Raw genomic sequence first — 21,549 nt, forward strand, 5'->3', positions numbered from 1 at the left:
ACCCCAATGGTCTAAGACTATTGGGGTGTTTTTTATTACATTTTATTTATTAGGAGGTTTTAAAACTTCATAAAAAACCATCTATAGTTAAAATACCTTAAAAACGCGACGGTACTGCTAGTATACGCTTTTTGCAGCCTCTGTCTGCGTAGGCACAGCAAGCAAAAAAAACTTATGCTAGCAGTATATTATGTATCGATATTACTTTTCATTAACTATACCTTTAAGTAAATGGCTTCTTAACTAGCAAACGGCATAAATTAAATAACACGATTAGACATCCATATGCTTAATCACCGCTTTACCAAACTCAGAAGTCGTTAATAAGATAGCATCCGGCATGAGACGCTCAAAGTCATAAGTCACAGTTTTGTTCTTGATAGCGCCTTGAATACCTTCGATAACGAGGTCAGCGGCTTCTGTCCAGCCCATATCACGCAGCATCATTTCGGCTGATAAAATGAGCGAGCCGGGGTTTACTTTATTCTGGCCGGCGTACTTAGGCGCAGTACCATGAGTCGCTTCATAAACAGCGATGGCGCCCCCTTTATTAGCACCTGGTGCGATGCCAATACCACCCACTTCTGCCGCTAGCGCGTCAGAGATATAATCACCGTTTAAGTTCAAGGTAGCAATAACGGAGTAATCTGCAGGACGCATTAAGATTTGCTGTAAAAATGCGTCAGCGATAACGTCTTTGATTATAATCTGGTTGCCCGTTTTTGGGTTTTTCATGGTCATCCAAGGGCCACCGTCTAACAACTCAGCACCGAAACGCTCAGCGGCAAGCTCGTAGCCCCATTGTTTAAACGCGCCTTCAGTATATTTCATGATGTTACCCTTATGCACCAGGGTCACACTTGGCAAATCATTATCAACAGCATGTTGGATCGCTTTACGCACAAGGCGCTGCGATCCCTCTTTTGATACTGGCTTGATACCGATACCACAATTTTCTGGGAAACGGATTTTGGTAACGCCCATTTCATTTTGTAAGAAGTTGATCACTTTTATAGCGTCGTCAGTACCGGCTTTCCACTCGATACCTGCATAGATATCTTCTGAGTTTTCACGGAAGATAATCATGTCAGTCAATTCAGGATGATGAACTGGACTTGGCACGCCCTCGAACCAACGTACTGGGCGCTGGCAAACGTATAAATCAAGCTCTTGACGAAGGGCAACGTTTAATGAACGCATACCGCCACTTACTGGCGTGGTCAATGGGCCTTTGATGCTGATCACATAATCACGTAAAATCTCCAGGGTTTCTGCTGGCATGTATGCACCATTATAAATTTTAGCCGCTTTTTCACCACAATATACTTCCATCCAAATGATGGATTTTTTACCTTTGTAGGCTTTTTCTACCGCAGCATTAACCACTTGAATCATCACAGGCGTAATATCTACACCAATACCATCCCCTTCAATAAACGGAATGATGGGATGATTGGGTACATTGAACGATAAATCGGCGTTTACGGTTACTTTTTCACCGTCTCTTGGTAGGATAACCTTATCATAGGACATGTGATCAAACTCCTTGGTGGCATATTAAATGTCGCAAGCGCACTTGGCGAAGTTGTTGCAAATAGTAGTGCAGAAATAAAACATCAGTAATGGTTGCTTGTTTTATCGGATTAATTGTTGAAAGAAATATCACAGATTATTCTCACCAGTGTACTAAACTACAGGCCTAACTGATAATACTTCTTGTACATAAATCACGTTCAAACATCAAAACTGTCACGACTACTATGGCAGTACGGCCTTTTTTAACTTGAGTGAACAAGTACCCTACATTAATATGACTTGGTATATGGGTTGTTTTAAGATCCTTTAATACGGATTTTCTACTGTAAATTTCTTAGCGCAAATAACCATGATGCTTTGTGCGTTATAATTGTACGGTGCAATCTTTTATTCATGTTTTATTTTGGGACATGATTTATTTCAGGAATAGTTATTTTATGCCGACCTCAAGTCTGATTTTATTCAATAAACCTTACGGCGTACAAAGTCAGTTTCGCGATGATGGCGGTAACTCGCACACCACTCTAGCCCCTTATTTTACCGATAAGTCACTGCGCGTTGCAGGTAGATTGGATGCTACTTCAGAAGGGCTATTAATCTTGACTAATGATGGGCGGGTCAATAAAGCCATTACTCAGCCACCACGTGCCAATAATTTTAAGCAAGACAATCATAAACAAGGCAAAACTTACTTGGTGCAAGTTGAGGGCATGGCCACCGCAATGCAGCTGTCTGAGCTGACGGCTGGCGTTGTGTTAAAAGATGGCAAGACTTTACCGGCAACCGTTAGCATAGTCGATGAGGTTGATTTACCTATCGCCTTATGGCAGCGTGATCCGCCTATTCGTGAGCGTAAAAACCGACCGACATCTTGGCTGATGATCACTATTTATGAGGGTAAAAACCGTCAAGTCCGGCGGATGACTGCCCATGTGAACTTGCCTTGTTTGCGCCTCATTCGTTGGTCGGTCGCAGGATTTGAGCTGGGCTCACTGCCGGTGGGAGAGTTTGTCCGTCTTCACCTCAATACTGAGCGCTGCTGGCAATTGGGTATTGTCGATTAATACGTTTCGGAAGGGGTTTGATTTGCTCTTCCACATTTAAAACGTATTCTACCTACAGCCGTTACGACATCTCAAAGATAGCGTCTCGAACTGGTAAGGTTTATCTGCTAAACTCGTATGATCTATTTATATATATTTACCTCTTATCTCGCCAGCCTGCTATTTAGTTTAGCCCGTTTAAGTTAAGGATATGTCATGACCACGTCTTATCGTTTCGCCCTTCTCGCCGCTAGTGTAACTGCTGCCCTTGCGCTTAGCGCCTGTCAGCCAGCTGCCGAGGGCACCAAAGCAACGCCGATAGCAGAGGTCATGCCGCCACCCATTGCAGTACCCGAAAGCGATGCCGACGCTATGGATCCACATGCTGGACATGACATGGCGGCAGGTGACAGTATGATGGATGATTCGCAGATGACAGATATGCATAGAGACTATACAGAATCAATGAGCAATATGCATGACGAGATGATGATTGGTATGACCTATAACGACCCAGATACCGCGTTTGCCAAAAGTATGCTCGGACATCATCGCGGCGCGGTGGATATGGCCACCATTGAGCTAAAGTATGGTACTGACCCGACCATGCGTAAATTGGCACAAGATATTATCGACTCGCAACAAGTTGAAATTGATATTATGAGAAAATGGCTTGCCAGCCACCCTGATGCCGCCAGCCCCAAGCCTGAAACTCAAGCAATGCAACAAGCCTATGCCGATGGTATGGACGCCATGAATAACGTGATGATGCTTGGTATCGCAGACCCAGTAGCCGACATGGCCTTTGCTCGTGGTATGATGCCCCATCATATCAGTGCAGTGGACATGGCAAAAGTACAACTCAAATACGGCAAAGATGAAGAAATGCGTCAGCTGGCACAAGAAATAATCGATGCGCAAGAGTCCGAGATTGAGCTAATGCAAGACTGGATTGCTACTCATAAGACTGATGATAACGTTATTCCTGATAAGACCAATGTGCCAGAAGGCGTAGAAGCTAATAAAACCAGTTAATCTAGCACCTAAATGTCAAACTGATTGCTAACTAAAAGCCCTTACTAAACATAATTGTTTGGCAAGGGCTTTTTTATTACAAGAATTTTAGTGACTGGTCAATTGATTGCTAATATAGTCAATGAAAAGTAATATCGATACCTAACATCCTGCTGGCATAAGTTTTTCTTACTTGCTGTGCCTACGCAGACAGAGGCTGCAAAAAGCTGATACCAGCAGTACCGTCGCGTTTTTAAGGTATTGTAACTATAGTTAGGTAACTGAGTAACTCAACTGTCATAACGCGTCATAACCTCAAGCCATGCTTGCCATGCAAAAGAGGTAATCGTTGAATTACCCACTGCGTTTTCTGACAAGTTATCTGGCTTCGCTAAAAGCAGACTGACTTTATGAGAATAAGGTTCTTTGATATTGTCCGATTCTATAGTCTCAGAATCCTGTGGTGTTTGCATTTCAGAGACTACTTTGGGTATGACACTGACACACATCAGCTCATCGCGACGAAATAGATGACATTCGATCCCACGTTGTACCGTTGATACAGTGGCCAGCTGCTTATTGTCAGCCTTAATACCATCAAGAGCAATAATGACATCATGGGCCGAGATGCCCGCTTTGGCAGCTGTGCTTCCACGCTGTACCTGATTCACTTTTAGCCCAGCTGGCGTCTCACTGCAGCGCATACCCCAAGGAACCTGCTTATCAGCCGTTTCTTTAGGATCAGTGTGGACGTTGATACCGTTTGCAGTCAATAGCTGCTTAATAGGCAGCTCTTCCACACCATTGACATAGCGGCGCTCAAAATCATCCCAATCTGCCGTGGGCATAAATTGCCCGATTACCGTGCCCATATCGGCAGAACTAATGCCAATACGTTGATTATTTTGCTGTTTGGCTTGGCTATAAAAGGCCTTGACCACATCGAACAAGCGATATTGACCTTTGCTTTTTTGTAGTAGGGTCAGATCCAAGCACAGCGCCACTAAAGCGCCTTTGTTGTAGTAACTGATACCCGCATTACCAGTATTTTCATCACTGCGATAGAGCTTAATCCACGCGTCAAAACTAGATTCAGCCACACTTTGGTGCACGCGTCCGTGGGTTTGATAGTAGCGATTAATCTGTTCCGCTAGGAGGGTGAGATAACAGGCTTTATCGATGACCCCAGATGCTTGTAACATAAAGTCATCGATGTAAGAGGTGAAACCCTCAAACACCCATAATAATGGTGTAAAGGCTTCTTTACGTAAATCAACATCCAACATAACGTCGGGACGTACAGTCTTGACCCACCAGGCATGAAAATACTCATGGCTACACAAGCCTAAGAAACGCTGATAAGCGGCACTGGGTAATTCAGGCTCATTGGTACTCGGTAAATCCCGACGTGGGGTAATCAAGCTGGTAGAGTTAATGTGCTCAAGACCGCCGTAATCTTGACCGCTGGCATAAGTCATAAATGTGTAGTCACTGAACGGTGCATCTCCCAGCCAATTTAAGTAAGTCTGACAAATCTGAGTGATATCTTGCTGAAGCCGCCCCAGGTTAGCGCTATGCGTACCGGAGAGAAAAAAGCGATGGCTCAATGTTTGATGCTGTTTATCTCGAATAATAAAATCAAACTTTTCCTGTATAGAAATCTCAAACGGATGATCAATCAGCTGATAATAGCTATCTGCTTGTAGACCATAGCCATGTTGGCTGTCGCTATGTAAATGGGTAGCGTCTAGTCCGCAGGCTAACACCACACTGCTTGTATTTTCGCCTTCGTCTGCTAAACGTTTATCTGCTATATCCAGTGCGGTTAAAAACTCAGCGGGTACCAGCAAACTCACTTGTACGGGGGACTGTTCTTGCCCCTCAACCGCTAAAGCTAACGAGGTAAAATTGCCATATAAACGCTTCTGATCAACATAAGCTGTACGCACCGATAAATCATAGCAATAGACCTCATAGTGCACATTTAAGGTCTGGCCTGCTTTAACTTGTGGTAACTGCCATGTATTTTTATCTATTTTTTTGGCACGGTGCATACTGTTATGAGGCTCAGTCTGATCGTAATTATCAAGGGCTTGATAATCATTACTAGATGCTTCATCGTTATTACTTACTATTTGATAATGTACCGCTGTAATATGACGCGCAAATTCACGCATCAGATAACTGCCCGGAATCCATGCCGGCAACCATAGACTTGGCTCATCAGAGCCAGCTGTAAAGGTTAGATTGACGTTAATTAAATGTTCCAAAAAACGCTCAAAATCGAGTCGGTAACTGATATTAGCAGCTGGTTTAGCAACTAGGTTCGTTGAATGGCTATCTGGATGGCTATTCGAGCGGTCATCTGATTGGCTGTCAGAGATATTTTTTATTGAAGTCATAGCGATTTTTATCCTTATGTTTACAGTCATGGTAGAAGTCCTAGTATAAAAATGCAACTGGTAAACCGTGACCTATGAACCGTATTAACGCCGATAATACTAATAAACGTAACCTTATCCCCATTAATTAGTGTTTTTTATGTTTTTTGCCTTGAAAGTTATTCCTCCCATCTCAATTAAAGATGTTAACTGTTAAAGTTACTCTAATAAACTGATGATAATTGACTACTGACGTGGCTTTTGGCTGGCTGATTGGCTTTTTTAGGTTTATTACAACCGTATTTAAATTTTTATATTAATATATTTAGGATAATTTATGACTACTATCGCAAAAGATACTGCCGTCAAGTTCAACTACACGCTAAAAGACGACGAAGGTAACGTACTTGACCAGTCTCCAGAAGGTCAACCACTTGCCTATTTGCATGGCCACAGCAACATCATCCCAGGCCTTGAGCAGCAACTAGAAGGCAAATCTGCTGGCGAAAAAGTCAATGCTGTCGTTGAGCCTGTTGATGGCTACGGCGAATATCAAGATCAAGCAGTACAACATGTACCACGCGACAACTTCCAAGGCGTTGATGATATTCAGCCTGGTATGCAATTCCAGTCAGAAGCTGGTGGCCAAGTGATGTTAGTGACCGTTACTGATGTTAATGATGACGAAGTAATTGTTGATGCCAATCATCCTCTAGCAGGCAAGCGCTTGACTTTTGATGTTGAAATTCAAGAAGTTCGTGCCGCTACTGAAGAAGAGCTAGGTCACGGCCATGTACATGGTGCCGGCGGCGTTGAGCATTAATCTTATAGCAATCACCTCGATTGTTATTAATAATTTTTATGCGGCGGTGCCATTAAGTTAATCTTTGCTAGCGCTTCGCATAAAACTTATTAAATTAAAAAAAGCCAGTAGACTATCTACTGGCTTTTTTTGTGCGATCAACAGACACGACTTATTCATATATAGTCAATGAAAAGTAATATCGATGCATAACCTACTGCTGGCATAAGTTTTTCTTGCTTGCTGTGCCTACGCAGACAGAGGCGGCAAAAAGCTTATACCAGCAGTACCGTCGCGTTTTTAAGGTATTTTAACTATAGGTGAGACAGTCGTATCATACTCAAAAGACTGTAAGATATAAATTTTGCTATAGCAAACACAATAAGACCGTGTAACGACAAGCGTTACACGGTCTTATTTACTAACCATCCTTGTTACTGTTACGCCATATTTAATCCCGAAATATGTTGTAACCATCGGGCATCTTGCCCTATCATCCTTACTCAGCAAGCCATCCTTGACCCAATCTACAAACTACCTATAAATACCAATCCCTAGTATAAATAAAGAGTATCATTCAATCGTGCCGTGAATGTATAATCGCAGATTGGGCTATTCTTAGTAAGAGGCTCAGGCGTCATTACACGTAAGCATATGCTTACATGCAATTTATAGTGACTTATAATCTACAGCTTTTGTTCAGGACTCAAGCTAACTTTTGGATCAGCGCTTAGCATTAAATAGGCCGCTTCGTTAATAAAGGCTTCATCTTCTAGTAACTGTGGGCGTTCGTTAACTTTCATTCGACTACGTTCTTCAAATTTTGCATCCATCGCTGCCTGATAGGTATTCCAATTGGCATATGGACGTTCACCAGTCGCTATAAGACGTCTATTCTCAGCTTCTAAGGAACTCTTTTCAATCAGCTTCATTTTGGCGCGGCGGCTATTAATATTAATGTTAATAGGTTTTTTCTCATCGTCCATATCACGAATGTTATTTAGCGCCGTTAAGTAAGAAAACTGTGGGTTTTGCTGTTGACGAATTTTAGACTGCTGGTTCAGTGTTGTTAGTATACTGTCGCTAAACTTCGCTTCAGGTTTGTAAGCTGCGGTCTTGATAGTGTCCCAAGGTAAGGCTTTTTTCTGCGCACGCTCACCAAAGGTGGCATCATCATAAATATTGACCAGCTCAACATCAGGCACAACCCCTTTATTTTGAGTACTACCACCCGTGATACGATAGAACTTACGCTGGGTTAAAGTCGCAGAACCCAAGGCTAAATTATCCAGCTGAATTTGTGCTGAACCTTTACCGGTTGTGGTGCTACCAACTACCAGTCCACGGCCATAATCTTGAATAGCAGCGGCAAATATTTCACTAGCAGAGGCAGACGCTAGGTTAGTAATCACCACCATCTTGCCGTCATACAGCTGTTCGCCACCGTCATCGTCACGGTAGACTTGGATATTACCGCGATTATCACGGATCTGTACTAGCGGGCCACTCTTAATAAACAGGCCTAGCATTTTGGCTACTTCGTCTAACGAACCACCCGGGTTATTGCGCAGATCAATTACTAGACCGTCGATATTTTCTTTATTCAACGCTTTAATGGCATTTTCAGTATCGATACTGACACTACGGTAGTCTTCACCATTACGGCGGGCGCGATAATTCAGATAAAAGCTAGGTATTTCAAGGACACCAATGCGTTTAGGGCTGGCATCAATATTAGGGCGCTGTACCTCTACTACCCGATGAGTAACCCCAGACTCTTCTTGAGCGATAATATCACGCACCACAATCACTGTACGGGCACTGGCATCTGGCATATTGGGCTGACGTAATTTTATCGTCACTGAGGTACCGCGCTTACCCCGAATCAGACTGACGATTTCACGCGTCGACCAACCGACCACATCGGTCATATTTTTGCCATCTTTGGCAATACCGATAATCAAGTCGTTAGGTTTTATTTGCCCTGATTTCGCCGCTGGTCCGCCATCGACTAAAGTAACAATTCTAGTATAGTCTGGATTTTTGCGATCAGGACGAATAGAAACCCCAATTCCTTCTAGCTGCAGACTAGATTGAATCTGTAACTCATTCGCTTGCACAGGAGCATAATAGTTACTGTGCGGATCGTAAGTAAGCATGGCGGTATTTAGCAGCGTTTCCATGACCTCATCATCTTTGAGACGGGTGAATTGCTCTTGCTGCCGTGATAATCGGTTGAGTAGAATCTCACTTGGGGTACGATCATCGTCGCGTACCAAGTCTTGTCCACGAGTAATATCTGGATTGGCCAAAAATACTTTTTCTTTAGCGGTTTCGCTTTCTTTACCTAGGGTGATGCTAATCAACTGAAACTTAAGCTGACGTGTCCAATAGTCACGCTGCGCTTTTTTAGTTTTAAAATGATTGAGCTTTTCACGGTCAAAGACAATGGTATCGCTACTGGTCAAGTCGAGATCCGTTTTGAGCATTTTTGTCGACAGCTCAAAATACTCATTTGAGCGTTTACGATAGCGCTCAAAGACCTCTATCCCTGCAGATAGATCGCCGCGCTTAAGCCGATTACCAAAATCACTGGCATACTTTTTCTTAAATTCGTCGACATCGGATTGTAAGAATAGGGTATGGTTGGGGTCTAGGCTATCAATATACATTGATAAAATCTCACTACCCATTGCGCTGTCAAGGGGCTGGTTGAGATAATGACTGCGATCAAGTAAGGCCGCTACTTGGCGGGTGGTTATCTTTTGTTCAGGTGTCTGTACGAAACCTTCCGTCTCGGTATTTGCGACCGCAGTGCCGTAGCTTTGCGTAAGAATAAGACCAGCGATGCCCACTGATGCCACACTGAGTAACCACTGTGCTGGTTGTTTTTTCATCATATATACCTAGTTATCTTAAGTGAAAAATATCTTGAATATTATCTATTTTTATCAAAAAAAACGGCTAAATCAATCACTTCTGGTCACATATAGCGGGTTTTATTATTAGCTATTTTTACAGTACTGTCTTTACTATTGAGCTTTACTATTGGGCTTTACTATTAAGCTTTACTATTGAGTGATTAATTGAGCCAGCATTAAAAGCCAATAAACGCACCATACTTATTTTTATTTTGTCGCTAAATACTGAATATTCTATACAAAATCTATTTTAATTAATTGAGGTAAAGCATCACTTTAACTATTTGCCTAAACTGAACGTATAAATTGATTGTCAAATATAACATTAGATTAAAAAAGTGTTTCTAATTGATTATGCATCGCTAAAAAATAGCTAATAATAGCATGACTGGAGCCGCTAAACTGTCTCAAACCTGTATAAACAATATTACACTTTGCGACCATATATACCAAACTTTCTGTCATATTCCTTATGGACGGCCGATTCATTATTAACTGGTAAACCGTTGATGTTGAGCAACCACTAAATAATGCTACTGGCTTATTAAACCATCACGTTTCGCTCAGCAAGCAATAGCTGGCATAATTAGATTATAATCGCAAAGCTTAACTGTTTTTTGTTATCGCATATTCAAAGTACTATTAATAAAGCACTATCAATAAAGTAATATCAATGAAGTAATATCAATAACAGAACCTTAATTTCAAACTAATCGTTAGTAAGATTAACAAGGTTGAGGCCGTAGCAGTTTGACAATAAATAGACCACAGCATCATTTAAAATTAACCCCAGAATATAACAGTGTATAACACTGTGAGGATCATGCAATGTATGGCGTATTAATGATTGATATTGATAATACAGCACTGACTGCTGAGGATGTCAGCTTAATCAAACAGGCACAGGTTGGCGGAGTTATATTGTTTGCACGCAACGTGGCCAATGCGGCGCAAGTGCGGACGCTGTGCGACGATATTCGCTATCACAATCCTGACATTTTAATTGGCGTCGATCAAGAAGGCGGACGAGTGGCGCGTTTACGTGAAGGCTTCACTCCCTTACCGTCAATGGGTAAGCTGGGTAACTTGTTTGATCAAAATTCTAGCTTTGCCCTCAGCTGTGCTTATGATTGTGGTTATTTGATGGCAGCGGAAGTGTTGGCAGTAGGGATTGATCTCAGCTTTGCACCAGTGCTCGATAGAGATGGTATCAGCCAAGTCATCGGTGACCGTAGTTTTCATCGAGATCCGAAGGTTATTATCATCCTAGCCACTCAGCTGATGCGCGGCATGAAAGCAGCAGGAATGGCCACCACAGGCAAGCATTTCCCCGGTCATGGTGCTATCGCGCCTGACTCGCACGTGGCAGAAGCAATCGATACTCGTAGCCTTGATGAGATTATGGCCAGTGATATGCAACCCTTTGCACAAACGCTATCATGCCTCGATGCCTTGATGCCAGCCCACGTGATATTTTCGCAAGTGGATAACAAGCCCGCTGGATTTTCCAAAATTTGGCTAAAAGATATCTTGAGAAAACAGCTAAAATTTAAGGGAGTGTTATTCTCTGATGACTTATCTATGGCAGGAGCCCAAGCGGTAGGAGATATTAGCGCACGCGTACACGCAGCCATTGAGGCCGGTTGTGATATTGCATTGGTATGTAATGATCGGGTCGCCGCCCATGAAGCTGCCGAGGCCGCCCAGGACTTACCGTATCCGAATCAAAAGCGTATTAAAACGATGCGCGGACAGATTCCAATATGGCAGGGTGATCTTGAGAGTACTTGCCAGCAGTTCGAGCATTGGCAACAAGCCAAACAAACGATATCACAGACGTTTTTTAGTGCTCAACCTAAGGCAACCACATATAACAGTAATACTACCGCCAAAGACCCTACTGCTTATAAATAATAGCTTCTTACCTATAGCTTCTTACCTATGGCCATTATTTATAGGCGCCGTTTATGATACTTTCGAACTTTCGAACCTATAAACCTGCTTATTCTCTGCTAACCGCTAACCTAGTCTTCACGCAGCACTTTTGGTACCACACTCCGATGAAAGCCATTGAATTCTGGCTTTCGTTTGGCGTACGCGAGCGGCCACACTCTATTGCCTAAAGACGCAGCACCGTCAACCCGAAGCGTGGCGCCGTTGACAAAACAAGCCGCTTCGCTAAGAAGAAAGCAAATCGCTGCACTAATTTCAGCTTCAGTACCCAGTCTTTTTTGCGGGACACTCTCGGCAAGTTGGGCAATCATGGGCTTCATGCTGACGTCGTATTTATCCAGTCCGCTGGATGCAATCCAGCCAGGTGCTACCGCATTGGTCCGCACTCCGCTGTTGGCCCACTCGACAGCAGCGGTTTTGGTAAAGTTCTCCATACCTGCCCGAGCCGCCCCAGAATGACCCATGCCTGGCATACCACCCCACATGTCGGCGATGATGTTGACGATAGCACCGCCATGTTTGCTCATCGACTGGTTATAGACTTCACGCGCCATCAAAAAGCCCCCAGTCAGGTTGGTTCTCACCACTGTTTCGAAACCTTTTTGGCTAATCAAACTGAGCGGGGCTGGAAACTGGCCGCCTGCATTGTTGACCAGTCCGTGGATCTCACCATACTCATCCACGATGCTCTTGACGATATCCGTCACAGCAGCTTCCTCACGAATGTCGCAAACCCTAGTACCAACCGCGCCACCATCTTCACTAATTTCGGCGCTGGTAGCATCGAGCTTGTCCTGATTGCGCCCGATCAATATGACCCTTGCGCCGAGCGCAGCAAGCTCGTGAGCGGTACAACGCCCTATGCCGCTACCACCGCCAGTCACGATATGCGTTTGATTTGCAAACAGCCCCTCTCTAAATACAGACTTATAACCTTCATTTGATCCTGACATGTTCATTTCCTTATGTTGCAGGGTTATCGTTCAGCGCTTTCAATAGCAACTTGCTCACCGCTAGCAGAAGATATAGTCAATGAAAAGTAACATCGATACATAAGCTACTGCTGACATACGTTTTTCTTACTTGCTGTGCCTACGCAGACAGAGGCTGCAAAAAGCTTATACCAGCAGTACCGTCGCGTTTTTAAGGTGTTTTAACTATACAGTCACTTATGCACAAACGCCTTGCCCTGAAAATAGAGTTACAGGGCAAGGCGTTTGCGGTATACCTGAGCCAACAAAAAGTTCAGCGCATGACTGTTTATTCAATGAGTCAACACATGACTGCCTGAAGGACCTAAACAAATGATGGCCATGACTTCCAGTCAGAGCCATTGCTCAAAGATACAGTGTTTTCAGTATCAATCATATTATAAATGGCAACTGCTAAGTATATTACTTGCTTAAGGTTTTATACTCAGAGCTGTTCGGTTCTTTTACTGGTCGTTTACTGAGTGTTAGTTTTTGGGTCCAACGCTGTGCCACGACTTGGATCATCACCATCTGGCAGCAAGTCATCGTTATTACTATCCAATGGATTCATATCTGGGTTAAGCGCGTTGTCACTTATCACCGTGCCATCATTCGCCATAGCAGATTCGTCATATACCATGAACTCGATACGGCGGTTGCGGAAGCGACCCTGTTCAGTTGAGTTGTCAGCGATAGGATCCGTTTCGCCCATGCCCTTGGTCATCAATTTGCTCGCGTCAGCGCCTTTCGATACCATGTAGTCTTTCATAGACTGAGCGCGTTCTTGTGATAACTTCATGTTATATGCAGCATCGGCAGTTTTATCAGTATGGCCGATAATAACCAACTTCATATCTGGCACTTGTTCCATGATCTCAACAGCGCGGTTTAAGATTGCTTTGTTGGCATCAGGAATAATTTCCTGGTCCACTGCAAAGTTGACCACTTGTAGACTTAATGCGCGAGCAACATCACGTGGGTCTGGATTTTCGCCAAGCTTATCGACAGCAGCTTGAGAGGCGGTTAAGCTGTCATCAATCTCCGCTTGTAAGTCCAATGGTTCTTCAGCAGTTACGGTCATTGCTGGCGCAACAGCTTGTAAATCAGAAACTAATTGGTCCAATGCCGCAGCGTCAGGAGCGTTAACAACGATCTCATTACCCTTGATTAACATACTGGCGTTTGGTACGTTTTTGATCAGCGGCAATATAGAAGCAAGCTGGGCTGCTGCTGGCATGTCTGTAGCAAAGCTATCATCGACATCAGCACGACATTTATTTGCTTCGTCACCAAACGTCGTATTCAAGGCATTCATAACGTTGGTTTGTAACGCTTCGTCACCCACATTTATACGGCAAGCATATAACGTATTGGCAGTATCACCGGTTGCAATACGTAGTGACGCAGGCTCAATATCAGCCGCAACCGCCATTTGATTGTCCCCTTCGGCTACCTGCTCTTCTGTCGCAATTGGTGTTGCAATCGGCTCAGGATTTTCCTGACAGCCCCTAAGTAGAGCCCAAGCCAACGCACCTAAAATAATCAGGCCGATAATGGGTAACAATGCTTTCATGAAGCTGCCACTGTTTTCTTCTTCACGCTGTAAGGGCGCTGTACTGACCGTATCTGAGATCCGGTTACCAGTAGAAGCAGCAGCTATCGTGCCGGCAGGAGCAACACTAGTGGCCCATGCAGGAATATGATGTTGGTAACTGGCTAAATTATCATTTAAAAATTGCGGTACAGGAGTGGTTCCTGCCAGGCTTTTTATTTCATGATATGCCAATGGCGCCGCCATAACGACCAAGCCTCGAGCTGCAGTCGCATCAACATTATGCGCGCCGGCAAGTTCACGTGAGATACGATCACGTTGCGTCTCGTCAGTCCATACACGATCATAGAATCCTTGGTCATCACGGGCAACATCTTCGTTCGCAAATTGTCCATAAGTATCTTTGTCTGCTAGCCGAGCTGCAAAAATGGCATAGAACTGTTCAAGTAGACTTTTCTTCGCTGGGCTACGATCATCTCCAAGTACCGCTGGGCTAACCGTTCGTGTTAAATGACTAATAATATCCATAATGTAAATCCTCTACTAGTTACTGTTTATATAATTTAAATATAGTCGACTCACTATCAAAGAGAGTCACTTGTAGCAATATGCCACTATTATAAGAGTGATATCCCGCACATCGCAATAAAATCGCTGTAGTGTAAATGCTACGATAGGTAATGTTTCAGTTATCACACGTAACCATAACGGTTATCCGCTACAAATAAACAACATAACCGTTCAATATCATAAATAGATATGTTGGGTTACTTGCAATACGAGAATCATTTTGACTGGTGAAAATAGTAACAGTTGGCAGATAATAAAATAAGTGCTAGAAGTGAACATATTTAAAATGAACAAAAGAATTGACCATGGCTACCCTCTGCAATCCTTTTGTTTGTGTCATCAGCAACAAGCTGTTTGTCGTTACCTAGAATACTGTTAATTCCTAATTCATAACGCTACTGATTGATAGGGCGCCCACCCTGAACTGGCTCTGAAATAATTAGATTATTTACCATTCTATCGACTTCCGCTTGCGATATTTGCCCTGAAGACTGAGCAGGTTGGTTATTTTGTGACCTGTTGTTATTATTGTTAATACTACTCTGCGGTGGTGGTAATGTAGGCTCGATGCTATTAACGTTGCTATTAACATTGCTATTAAGGTTGTTACTCGTATTATTAACAGGCGGTTGGTTCGGTTGATTGGTAATTAGATTGTTATCGCTGGTTATAGGACGACTGCTACTATCTTGCATACCTATATTATTATTATAGTCGTCATTATAATTACTGTTATTGTTATTGTTATTGTTATTATGAGTGTCGTCGTACGTATTAGCAGGCGGCTGTACGATTGCGCTAGGGGTAGCGGTCGTAATCGTCATCGCCGGTAATAAAGTACGCATATCGATTAGCAGTCGCTGTAATAGAACATCATTCGGTGCTTCTAGGCTGATAGTGTCATTTTGCAATTGCAGCCTCGAAAATGGTACGGTTCTCATCAGAGTTAAGATATCGGGCAGCGTGGCAATACTCATGTTTGCTAGCGTGGTTGCCAGCCCTTTCTGTATGGTCACCTCACAAATACTGGATTGCTCACTGAAGCTGACCATCAAAGCCTGTTTGAGCGACGTTTGTAAGTTCACATCACCAACCATTGCTGAACAGCTATACAAGTTACCACTATCGTCGACCGCCACCATTAATTGTACAGGTGTCAATACTGGTTTTGGTGTCACTATTTCAGGAGTGGTAACCACTGGTGTGACCACGATTGGTGGTACGGGCTCAGCATCATTCCTAAAAAACAACGCCCAAACCAAAGCAATCGCTAACAAGGCCCCACCAAGTAATGACCAGCGCAATAATAAATTATTATGCTGATTACGACTGCGTATTTCCGCACGCATTTCTGGCCCATGATAAGCAGAAGGATTGGCATGAATAGCATCGGTGGCAACAGGTGTAGCACCTGCATTGGTTTCAATGATTAGGGGCAGATCATCGGTCGCAAGCGCTTGCTCAGCAGCAACGGCTGTATTGGGCGCTTGCTTGTTAATATAAGTCGGCTCCTCTAGCAACACCTTTGCTTCTTCTGTCGCCACCGCTATCACAGGCATAACGACCGCTGATGTCCAGACGGGTAAATACTGACGGATATCAGACTGCTGCGTTTGCAAAAATGCTGGTAAAAACTGCCCGTTTGCCGATTTTTTAAGCGCTTGATACGCTAGATATGCGGCCTTTATAACCAGCTGTTCTGTGGTGGTCTCATCGATATGGTGAGTGCTTGCTAGTTCTTGGATTAATAAATGACGCTGGCTTGACTGTTGCCATAGTTGTTCAAATAATGTACTGCTCGTGGCTGTTTCTACCAGGCTGTCACTGCGTTGTAGCTGCGTATATATTTCTGGGACCACCAGACGGGTGATTAAAATTGCATAAAACTGCTCAAGCAGGCTAAGATATGCCACACTGCTATTGGCCCCTAATACTGCAGGAGTCACGGTTTGTTCTAATTGGTCGATGATGCTCATAAATACAGCCTTTAACGGCATTAATTTTAAGGTGAAAACCTGCCAAAAGTCGTTCAAAATAAACATTAGGAATTAAAGTTTGTTTAGAGCGTTAACAGAGACAGATATGTATACCTATGTAAATTCTGTTGACTCATGATTATGGTTTAGCTTTAATTATCTAAAATGAATCTATCTCAGATAAAAGAAAATAGGATGAAATAAAATAGGTAGACGTCGTTAACGCGTTTGCATCACCACTTCACTACTATTTAGCTGATTGGCGCTAACCATTAGACTTTAATGGTATTGGTTCATCAGATTTGGTCTAAGGATTACCCTTTGTTTAATCACACGACTCTTATTATTATTATCACTGTTATTATCAGTTTATTAGCATGGCAAAATAAAACGTTGTTTAACCGGCTGATTTTTTATCCACCAGCGGTTAGCGGTGGTCAGTGGGACCGCTTTGTGACCCATGGTTTTATTCATGCCGACAGTATGCATTTACTGTTTAATATGTTTACCTTATATTTTTTTGGTCGTGCTATTGAAGGGTTATATCAGCCATTTTTAGGCGGCTATGGTTTCGTGGTATTCTATATAGTGGCTATTATAATAGCTATGATTCCAAGTTATATTAAGAATAAAAACAATGCCAGCTATTTAAGTCTTGGGGCCTCAGGCGGGGTATCAGCAGTACTTTTTGCTTTTATTCTAGTCGCCCCGTGGGAAACTATTTATCTGTTTGCTATCGTCCCTATTCCAGCGATATTGTTTGCGGTCGCTTATGTTGCTTATAGCATTTATGCCAATAAGCGAGGCGGCTCAAATATCAACCATATGGCGCATCTGTGGGGCGGCGCATTTGGGGTAATAGCGACTATTATATTGCAGCCACAAGTACTGCCGCATTTTATTAATGCGCTACTGTCTCCAACTTTTTAGAGCTGTGTTTTAAGTACATATCTCTACTATTGTCCCATAGCGCTAGTTTGAACAGTACTGCGGCTGTGCTGATTAGCATTATTATACGTTTTAAGCACTTTTACATTTTAAGATTTGATGACGACTTATGGTTATAGATATTATTGGTGATATTCATGGTTATGCAGACAAGCTGACTGGTTTGCTTAAGCAACTGGGCTATACACATAATGGTGAGTGTTTTATGCCTCCAGACGGTCATCGGGCGCTGTTTATTGGTGATTTAATCGATCGCGGTACCCAACAATTAGCGACGTTGGAGATCGTTTTTGCCATGCTAGACGCTGGGGTTGCCGATGCAGTTATGGGCAATCATGAGTACAACGCACTGACTTTCGCTACTCTTGATCCCAGTGACAATTCTAGCCAAAACGCCAACCAAGACAACCAAGACAACCAAGACAACCACTATTCGAAGCATTATTTACGCTCACATAATGACGTTCATGTGCGCCAGCATGAGGCCTTTTTAGCCGAACTGCCCTTTGGCTCAGAGAGTCATCAATACTGGCTACAGCGGTTTTATGAGATTCCTTTATGGCTTGAGACCGACTATGCTTGTTTTGTCCATGCTTGCTGGGATGTAGACAGTATGGCAGTGCTCAAACCTCTGCTGACAGACAATAACTGTCTGACACCTGCAGCACTGATGATGACGGCGCAAAAACATACCTCATCTTATGCAGCGTTAGAGCGTGTATTAAAAGGCGTAGAAACACCACTGCCTGATGGTCTAGTGATGGTCGATAAAGATGGTGCTGAACGCACGCAGGTTCGCGTAAGATGGTGGCTTGATGAGCTAAATTCGCGGACCATTCATCAAATTGCACGTGCCCCTAGCTCAGGAATGGCCCAAATTCCAATCGATGCCATGGCGGAACATATCAACTTTACCCTTAAGACTGATAAACCAGTATTTGTTGGACATTACTGGCTGACAGGTGAGCCTGAACCCCTTAGCGCGCAGGTAATTTGTACCGATTATTCAGCAGCAGTTGATAGTGGTTATTTGACCTGTTATCAACTAGATACTTCTGCACCCTTACCGCTCAAAAAAGCTAACTTTGTGCAATATCGCCACGATTAAACGCTTGGCTTTGGCCTAGTTCATAAGCATATTTTAAAAGCAACGATAAAACTCAGCTTTACGACTAGGGCAAAACTTTTGTATGATGGTCTTTTTGAGGATATCGCATTATGAGCATGACATCGGCTACTGCCCATTCTACTGATCAATACGGCCCTATCACTTCCCCTGCCGGTCAGCCAAAAGTGGGCATTATTATGGGTTCACAATCTGATTGGGCAACCATGTATGGGGCTGCTCAATTGTTAGCAGATTTTGATATCGCTTTTGAATGTGAAGTGGTCTCGGCACATCGAACGCCTGATAGACTATTTGATTATGCCAAAGGTGCAAAAGACAACGGCCTACAGGTGATTATCGCTGGCGCAGGTGGCGCAGCGCATTTACCAGGTATGTGTGCCAGTCAAACGCCATTGCCAGTCTTAGGTGTACCGGTAAAATCCTCCATGCTCAGTGGTTGGGACAGTTTACTTTCTATCGTACAAATGCCCAAAGGTATTGCGGTGGGGACATTGGCTATCGGTAGTGCGGGCGCTTATAATGCTGCGCTGTTGGCCATTCAAATTTTAGCGCTACATGATAATTTAATTGCAACTAAGCTACACAATCTACGTCAATCACAAACCGAAACTATCCTAGCCAGCCCCATCCCAGGTATTATTAATAGCTAAAATTAATATATACAGACGGTGAATGTTTCATCAAGAAAATTGATTTTCTAGCTCAGATAAATTCAATTATATTTCATTTGAGTGTTCTTAACTTGATATTTTTTAATAGATAGGTTTTACTAAATACAAGGTGCATATCATGCACCTTTTCCTATTTTGACGTGCCAAATTATTCAAACCCCTTGCCAATACAAAGAGCCTATCATGACCACAGCCAACGCTTACCCTGTCACCCAAACCATTCGTACTATTGGCATCTTAGGCGGTGGTCAACTCGGTATGATGCTCGCACAGGCAGCCATGCCACTCGGTTATCAATGTGTATTTTTAGAAGACAATGCTGAATGCCCTGCCAGTCTTTATGGGCGCGTATTTAGTAGCGAACAGTTAGCGGACTTTATTGCTGCTGCCGATGTATTTACCTTAGAGTTTGAAAACACACCCACTGCAACTGTTGAACAGTTGGCTCAATTGTCCCAGTCAAACGTAAAAAGTACAGATTCAAAAAGTAGCGGCTCAAAACAGGGTATGTTTCCACCACCGATTGCCCTTAGCATTGCTCAAGATCGCTTAAAAGAAAAGCAGATGTTCAATACGTTAGATATCGCCACAGTACCTTTTATGGTCGTCAGCTCGCAAGCTGAACTACAGCAAGCTTGCGATACGTTAGGTCTGCCTATTGTGCTCAAAACCAGTCGCGGTGGCTATGACGGCAAAGGTCAGTTTGTGATCAAGCAAGACAGTGACATTAAAGCGGCATGGCAAGAGCTAAAAGCGGCGGTCAGTGGTAAAGGTAGTTTGACCTCAACGCCTGCGCCATTAATTGCCGAAGGTTTTATTAACTTTAGCCGCGAAGTGTCTATCATCGCTGCACGCGCACAAGACGGTAGTGTTCGCTGTTATGATTTAGTCGAAAACCACCATCACCATGGTATCCTCGCCAAAACCCAAGCGCCAGCAGTAGGTACCAGTCACTTATTTAAGCAAGCTACCGATGCTATTACGACCGTGATGAACCATCTTGGCTACGTTGGTGTAATGGCGCTCGAGCTATTTGTCAGTAAAGATGCCAGCGGACATGATTACCTACTCGCTAACGAGATCGCGCCACGCGTCCATAACTCTGGGCATTGGAGTATCGAAGGAGCAATCACCAGCCAATTTGAAAACCATATTCGCGCCGTGGTCGGCCTACCTTTGGGCGATACTGACAACGTTCATCCTTCTATTATGATCAATGTACTGGGACAATATCCTGATATCAGCGCCGTTCTAAATATTGATGGCGCCCACTATCATAGCTATCATAAAGCGGAGCGTGAAGACCGCAAAATTGCCCATATTACCTTAATGCCTAATGACGTCACCGATTTGGAAATAGCATTGAATAAACTGGTTGCGGTACTGCCTAACAAGGTTGGTCTCGATAAAAAAAGTGTAGCGATCCGTGACTCTAAGCTCGATAGCGCCAATAATACTGCAACCTCAGACCAGGCTAAAACCCAAGAATCTGACAGCGCTGCAAAGGACGCATTAACTATAACTGCAAATTATAAAACACCAGAAAAGAGTAACGATAAGGCAAAGCAATAATGCAAATTTGGGTTGATGCCGATGCGGTGCCACTGATTGCCAAAGACTTGATTATTAAGACTGCTGAGCGCACACAAACGGTGGCGATATTCGTCGCCAATCAGCCCATCAAGTTGCGCAAATCGCCATTATTGGTCATGACTGTAGTACCGCAAGGGTTCGACAAAGCCGATGATTATATTGTCGAGCATATACAAGCGGGTGATTTGGCCATCACTAGTGATATCCCATTAGCGAATGATATTCTTGATAAAGGTGGCAAGGTATTAACCACGCGCGGGGTCATCTATGATAAAAATAACATTAAGCAAAAGCTCAATATGCGCGATTTTATGGATACCATGCGCGGTACTGGAGTCCTAGAGCTACAGCAAATGAGCGGGCAAAAGCCGTATGGTGACCGTGATAAAAAAGCCTTTGCTGACGGGCTTAACAGCCTAGTACGTTAATAGTTAGCTTTTAAAGCCTATCTTGCAAACCCTATACACTCTGCAACTAAATATCATGTAA

Annotated in this window: 15 protein-coding genes; 9 read left to right on the forward strand and 6 right to left on the reverse strand. The window is 43.4% G+C overall.

Annotation, left to right across the window (positions count from 1 at the left end):
- Window positions 1–273: 273 nt before the first annotated feature.
- Window positions 274–1,533, reverse strand: coding sequence for an NADP-dependent isocitrate dehydrogenase (icd, locus tag H4W00_RS00705; RefSeq protein WP_209955488.1), 1,260 nt, complete (start codon window positions 1,531–1,533; stop codon window positions 274–276).
- A gap of 440 nt (window positions 1,534–1,973) precedes the next feature.
- Between icd and H4W00_RS00710 the strand changes: the two genes are divergently transcribed.
- Together H4W00_RS00710 and copM are read left to right on the forward strand one after the other, a co-directional pair.
- Window positions 1,974–2,600 (forward strand): pseudouridine synthase, encoded by a 627-nt coding sequence (locus tag H4W00_RS00710; protein WP_209955490.1) that lies wholly within the window; start codon window positions 1,974–1,976, stop codon window positions 2,598–2,600.
- A 195-nt stretch (window positions 2,601–2,795) separates the two neighbouring features.
- The gene (copM, locus tag H4W00_RS00715) at window positions 2,796–3,614 is read left to right on the forward strand and encodes a CopM family metallochaperone (protein WP_209955492.1); all 819 of its coding nucleotides are present in this window, start codon (window positions 2,796–2,798) and stop codon (window positions 3,612–3,614) included.
- A gap of 269 nt (window positions 3,615–3,883) precedes the next feature.
- Here the strand turns inward: copM and H4W00_RS00720 are convergent, their stop codons facing one another.
- Complete coding sequence (locus H4W00_RS00720; protein WP_209955493.1) at window positions 3,884–5,995, reverse strand: M61 family metallopeptidase; 2,112 nt, start codon at window positions 5,993–5,995, stop codon at window positions 3,884–3,886.
- A 316-nt stretch (window positions 5,996–6,311) separates the two neighbouring features.
- Between H4W00_RS00720 and H4W00_RS00725 the strand changes: the two genes are divergently transcribed.
- The gene (locus H4W00_RS00725) at window positions 6,312–6,797 is read left to right on the forward strand and encodes an FKBP-type peptidyl-prolyl cis-trans isomerase (protein ID WP_209955494.1); all 486 of its coding nucleotides are present in this window, start codon (window positions 6,312–6,314) and stop codon (window positions 6,795–6,797) included.
- Between the two features lie 665 nt (window positions 6,798–7,462).
- Here H4W00_RS00725 and H4W00_RS00730 read toward each other — a convergent pair.
- The gene (locus tag H4W00_RS00730) at window positions 7,463–9,673 is read right to left on the reverse strand and encodes a carboxy terminal-processing peptidase (RefSeq protein ID WP_209955496.1); all 2,211 of its coding nucleotides are present in this window, start codon (window positions 9,671–9,673) and stop codon (window positions 7,463–7,465) included.
- A gap of 852 nt (window positions 9,674–10,525) precedes the next feature.
- Here H4W00_RS00730 and nagZ point away from each other — a divergent pair.
- Window positions 10,526–11,611, forward strand: coding sequence for a beta-N-acetylhexosaminidase (gene nagZ / locus H4W00_RS00735; protein WP_209955498.1), 1,086 nt, complete (start codon window positions 10,526–10,528; stop codon window positions 11,609–11,611).
- A 110-nt stretch (window positions 11,612–11,721) separates the two neighbouring features.
- Here nagZ and H4W00_RS00740 read toward each other — a convergent pair whose 3' ends face one another.
- From H4W00_RS00740 to H4W00_RS00750, 3 genes are all read right to left on the reverse strand, one after another.
- On the reverse strand, window positions 11,722–12,603 hold the full coding sequence (locus tag H4W00_RS00740; RefSeq protein ID WP_209955501.1) for an SDR family oxidoreductase: 882 nt from the start codon (window positions 12,601–12,603) through the stop codon (window positions 11,722–11,724).
- Window positions 12,604–13,096: 493 nt separating this feature from the next.
- Window positions 13,097–14,701 (reverse strand): OmpA family protein, encoded by a 1,605-nt coding sequence (locus tag H4W00_RS00745; protein WP_209955503.1) that lies wholly within the window; start codon window positions 14,699–14,701, stop codon window positions 13,097–13,099.
- A 437-nt stretch (window positions 14,702–15,138) separates the two neighbouring features.
- On the reverse strand, window positions 15,139–16,719 hold the full coding sequence (locus H4W00_RS00750; protein ID WP_209955505.1) for a hypothetical protein: 1,581 nt from the start codon (window positions 16,717–16,719) through the stop codon (window positions 15,139–15,141).
- A gap of 282 nt (window positions 16,720–17,001) precedes the next feature.
- Here H4W00_RS00750 and H4W00_RS00755 point away from each other — a divergent pair, with 282 nt between their 5' ends.
- The 5 genes from H4W00_RS00755 to H4W00_RS00775 all read left to right on the forward strand — a co-directional run bounded on the left by H4W00_RS00755 (window position 17,002) and on the right by H4W00_RS00775 (window position 21,488).
- Window positions 17,002–17,649 carry a rhomboid family intramembrane serine protease gene (locus tag H4W00_RS00755; protein ID WP_209955508.1) on the forward strand — a complete coding sequence of 216 codons (648 nt, stop codon included), beginning with the start codon at window positions 17,002–17,004 and terminating at the stop codon, window positions 17,647–17,649.
- Between the two features lie 127 nt (window positions 17,650–17,776).
- Entirely contained in the window at window positions 17,777–18,775 is a 999-nt protein-coding gene (locus H4W00_RS00760; RefSeq protein ID WP_209955510.1) for a metallophosphoesterase, read from the forward strand.
- 110 nt (window positions 18,776–18,885) lie between these two features.
- Window positions 18,886–19,446, forward strand: a complete 561-nt coding sequence (gene purE / locus H4W00_RS00765) for a 5-(carboxyamino)imidazole ribonucleotide mutase (RefSeq protein ID WP_209955512.1) — start codon at window positions 18,886–18,888, stop codon at window positions 19,444–19,446.
- Between the two features lie 204 nt (window positions 19,447–19,650).
- On the forward strand, window positions 19,651–21,039 hold the full coding sequence (locus H4W00_RS00770) for a 5-(carboxyamino)imidazole ribonucleotide synthase (RefSeq protein WP_209955514.1): 1,389 nt from the start codon (window positions 19,651–19,653) through the stop codon (window positions 21,037–21,039).
- Window positions 21,039–21,488 (forward strand): YaiI/YqxD family protein, encoded by a 450-nt coding sequence (locus H4W00_RS00775; protein ID WP_147223756.1) that lies wholly within the window; start codon window positions 21,039–21,041, stop codon window positions 21,486–21,488. The genes H4W00_RS00770 and H4W00_RS00775 overlap by 1 nt, the downstream gene beginning before the upstream one ends.
- Window positions 21,489–21,549: the final 61 nt, after the last annotated feature.

Origin of the sequence: Psychrobacter sp. PL19, from assembly GCF_017875835.1 — a bacterium.
Lineage (GTDB): Bacteria > Pseudomonadota > Gammaproteobacteria > Pseudomonadales > Moraxellaceae > Psychrobacter.

Coding starts and splice junctions, on each gene's coding strand:
- icd (WP_209955488.1), bottom strand. CDS start 1,533: ATGTCCTATGATAAGGTTATCCTACCAAGAGACGGTGAAAAAGTAACC.
- H4W00_RS00710 (WP_209955490.1), top strand. CDS start 1,974: ATGCCGACCTCAAGTCTGATTTTATTCAATAAACCTTACGGCGTACAA.
- copM (WP_209955492.1), top strand. CDS start 2,796: ATGACCACGTCTTATCGTTTCGCCCTTCTCGCCGCTAGTGTAACTGCT.
- H4W00_RS00720 (WP_209955493.1), bottom strand. CDS start 5,995: ATGACTTCAATAAAAAATATCTCTGACAGCCAATCAGATGACCGCTCG.
- H4W00_RS00725 (WP_209955494.1), top strand. CDS start 6,312: ATGACTACTATCGCAAAAGATACTGCCGTCAAGTTCAACTACACGCTA.
- H4W00_RS00730 (WP_209955496.1), bottom strand. CDS start 9,673: ATGAAAAAACAACCAGCACAGTGGTTACTCAGTGTGGCATCAGTGGGC.
- nagZ (WP_209955498.1), top strand. CDS start 10,526: ATGTATGGCGTATTAATGATTGATATTGATAATACAGCACTGACTGCT.
- H4W00_RS00740 (WP_209955501.1), bottom strand. CDS start 12,603: ATGTCAGGATCAAATGAAGGTTATAAGTCTGTATTTAGAGAGGGGCTG.
- H4W00_RS00745 (WP_209955503.1), bottom strand. CDS start 14,701: ATGGATATTATTAGTCATTTAACACGAACGGTTAGCCCAGCGGTACTT.
- H4W00_RS00750 (WP_209955505.1), bottom strand. CDS start 16,719: ATGAGCATCATCGACCAATTAGAACAAACCGTGACTCCTGCAGTATTA.
- H4W00_RS00755 (WP_209955508.1), top strand. CDS start 17,002: ATGGTATTGGTTCATCAGATTTGGTCTAAGGATTACCCTTTGTTTAAT.
- H4W00_RS00760 (WP_209955510.1), top strand. CDS start 17,777: ATGGTTATAGATATTATTGGTGATATTCATGGTTATGCAGACAAGCTG.
- purE (WP_209955512.1), top strand. CDS start 18,886: ATGAGCATGACATCGGCTACTGCCCATTCTACTGATCAATACGGCCCT.
- H4W00_RS00770 (WP_209955514.1), top strand. CDS start 19,651: ATGACCACAGCCAACGCTTACCCTGTCACCCAAACCATTCGTACTATT.
- H4W00_RS00775 (WP_147223756.1), top strand. CDS start 21,039: ATGCAAATTTGGGTTGATGCCGATGCGGTGCCACTGATTGCCAAAGAC.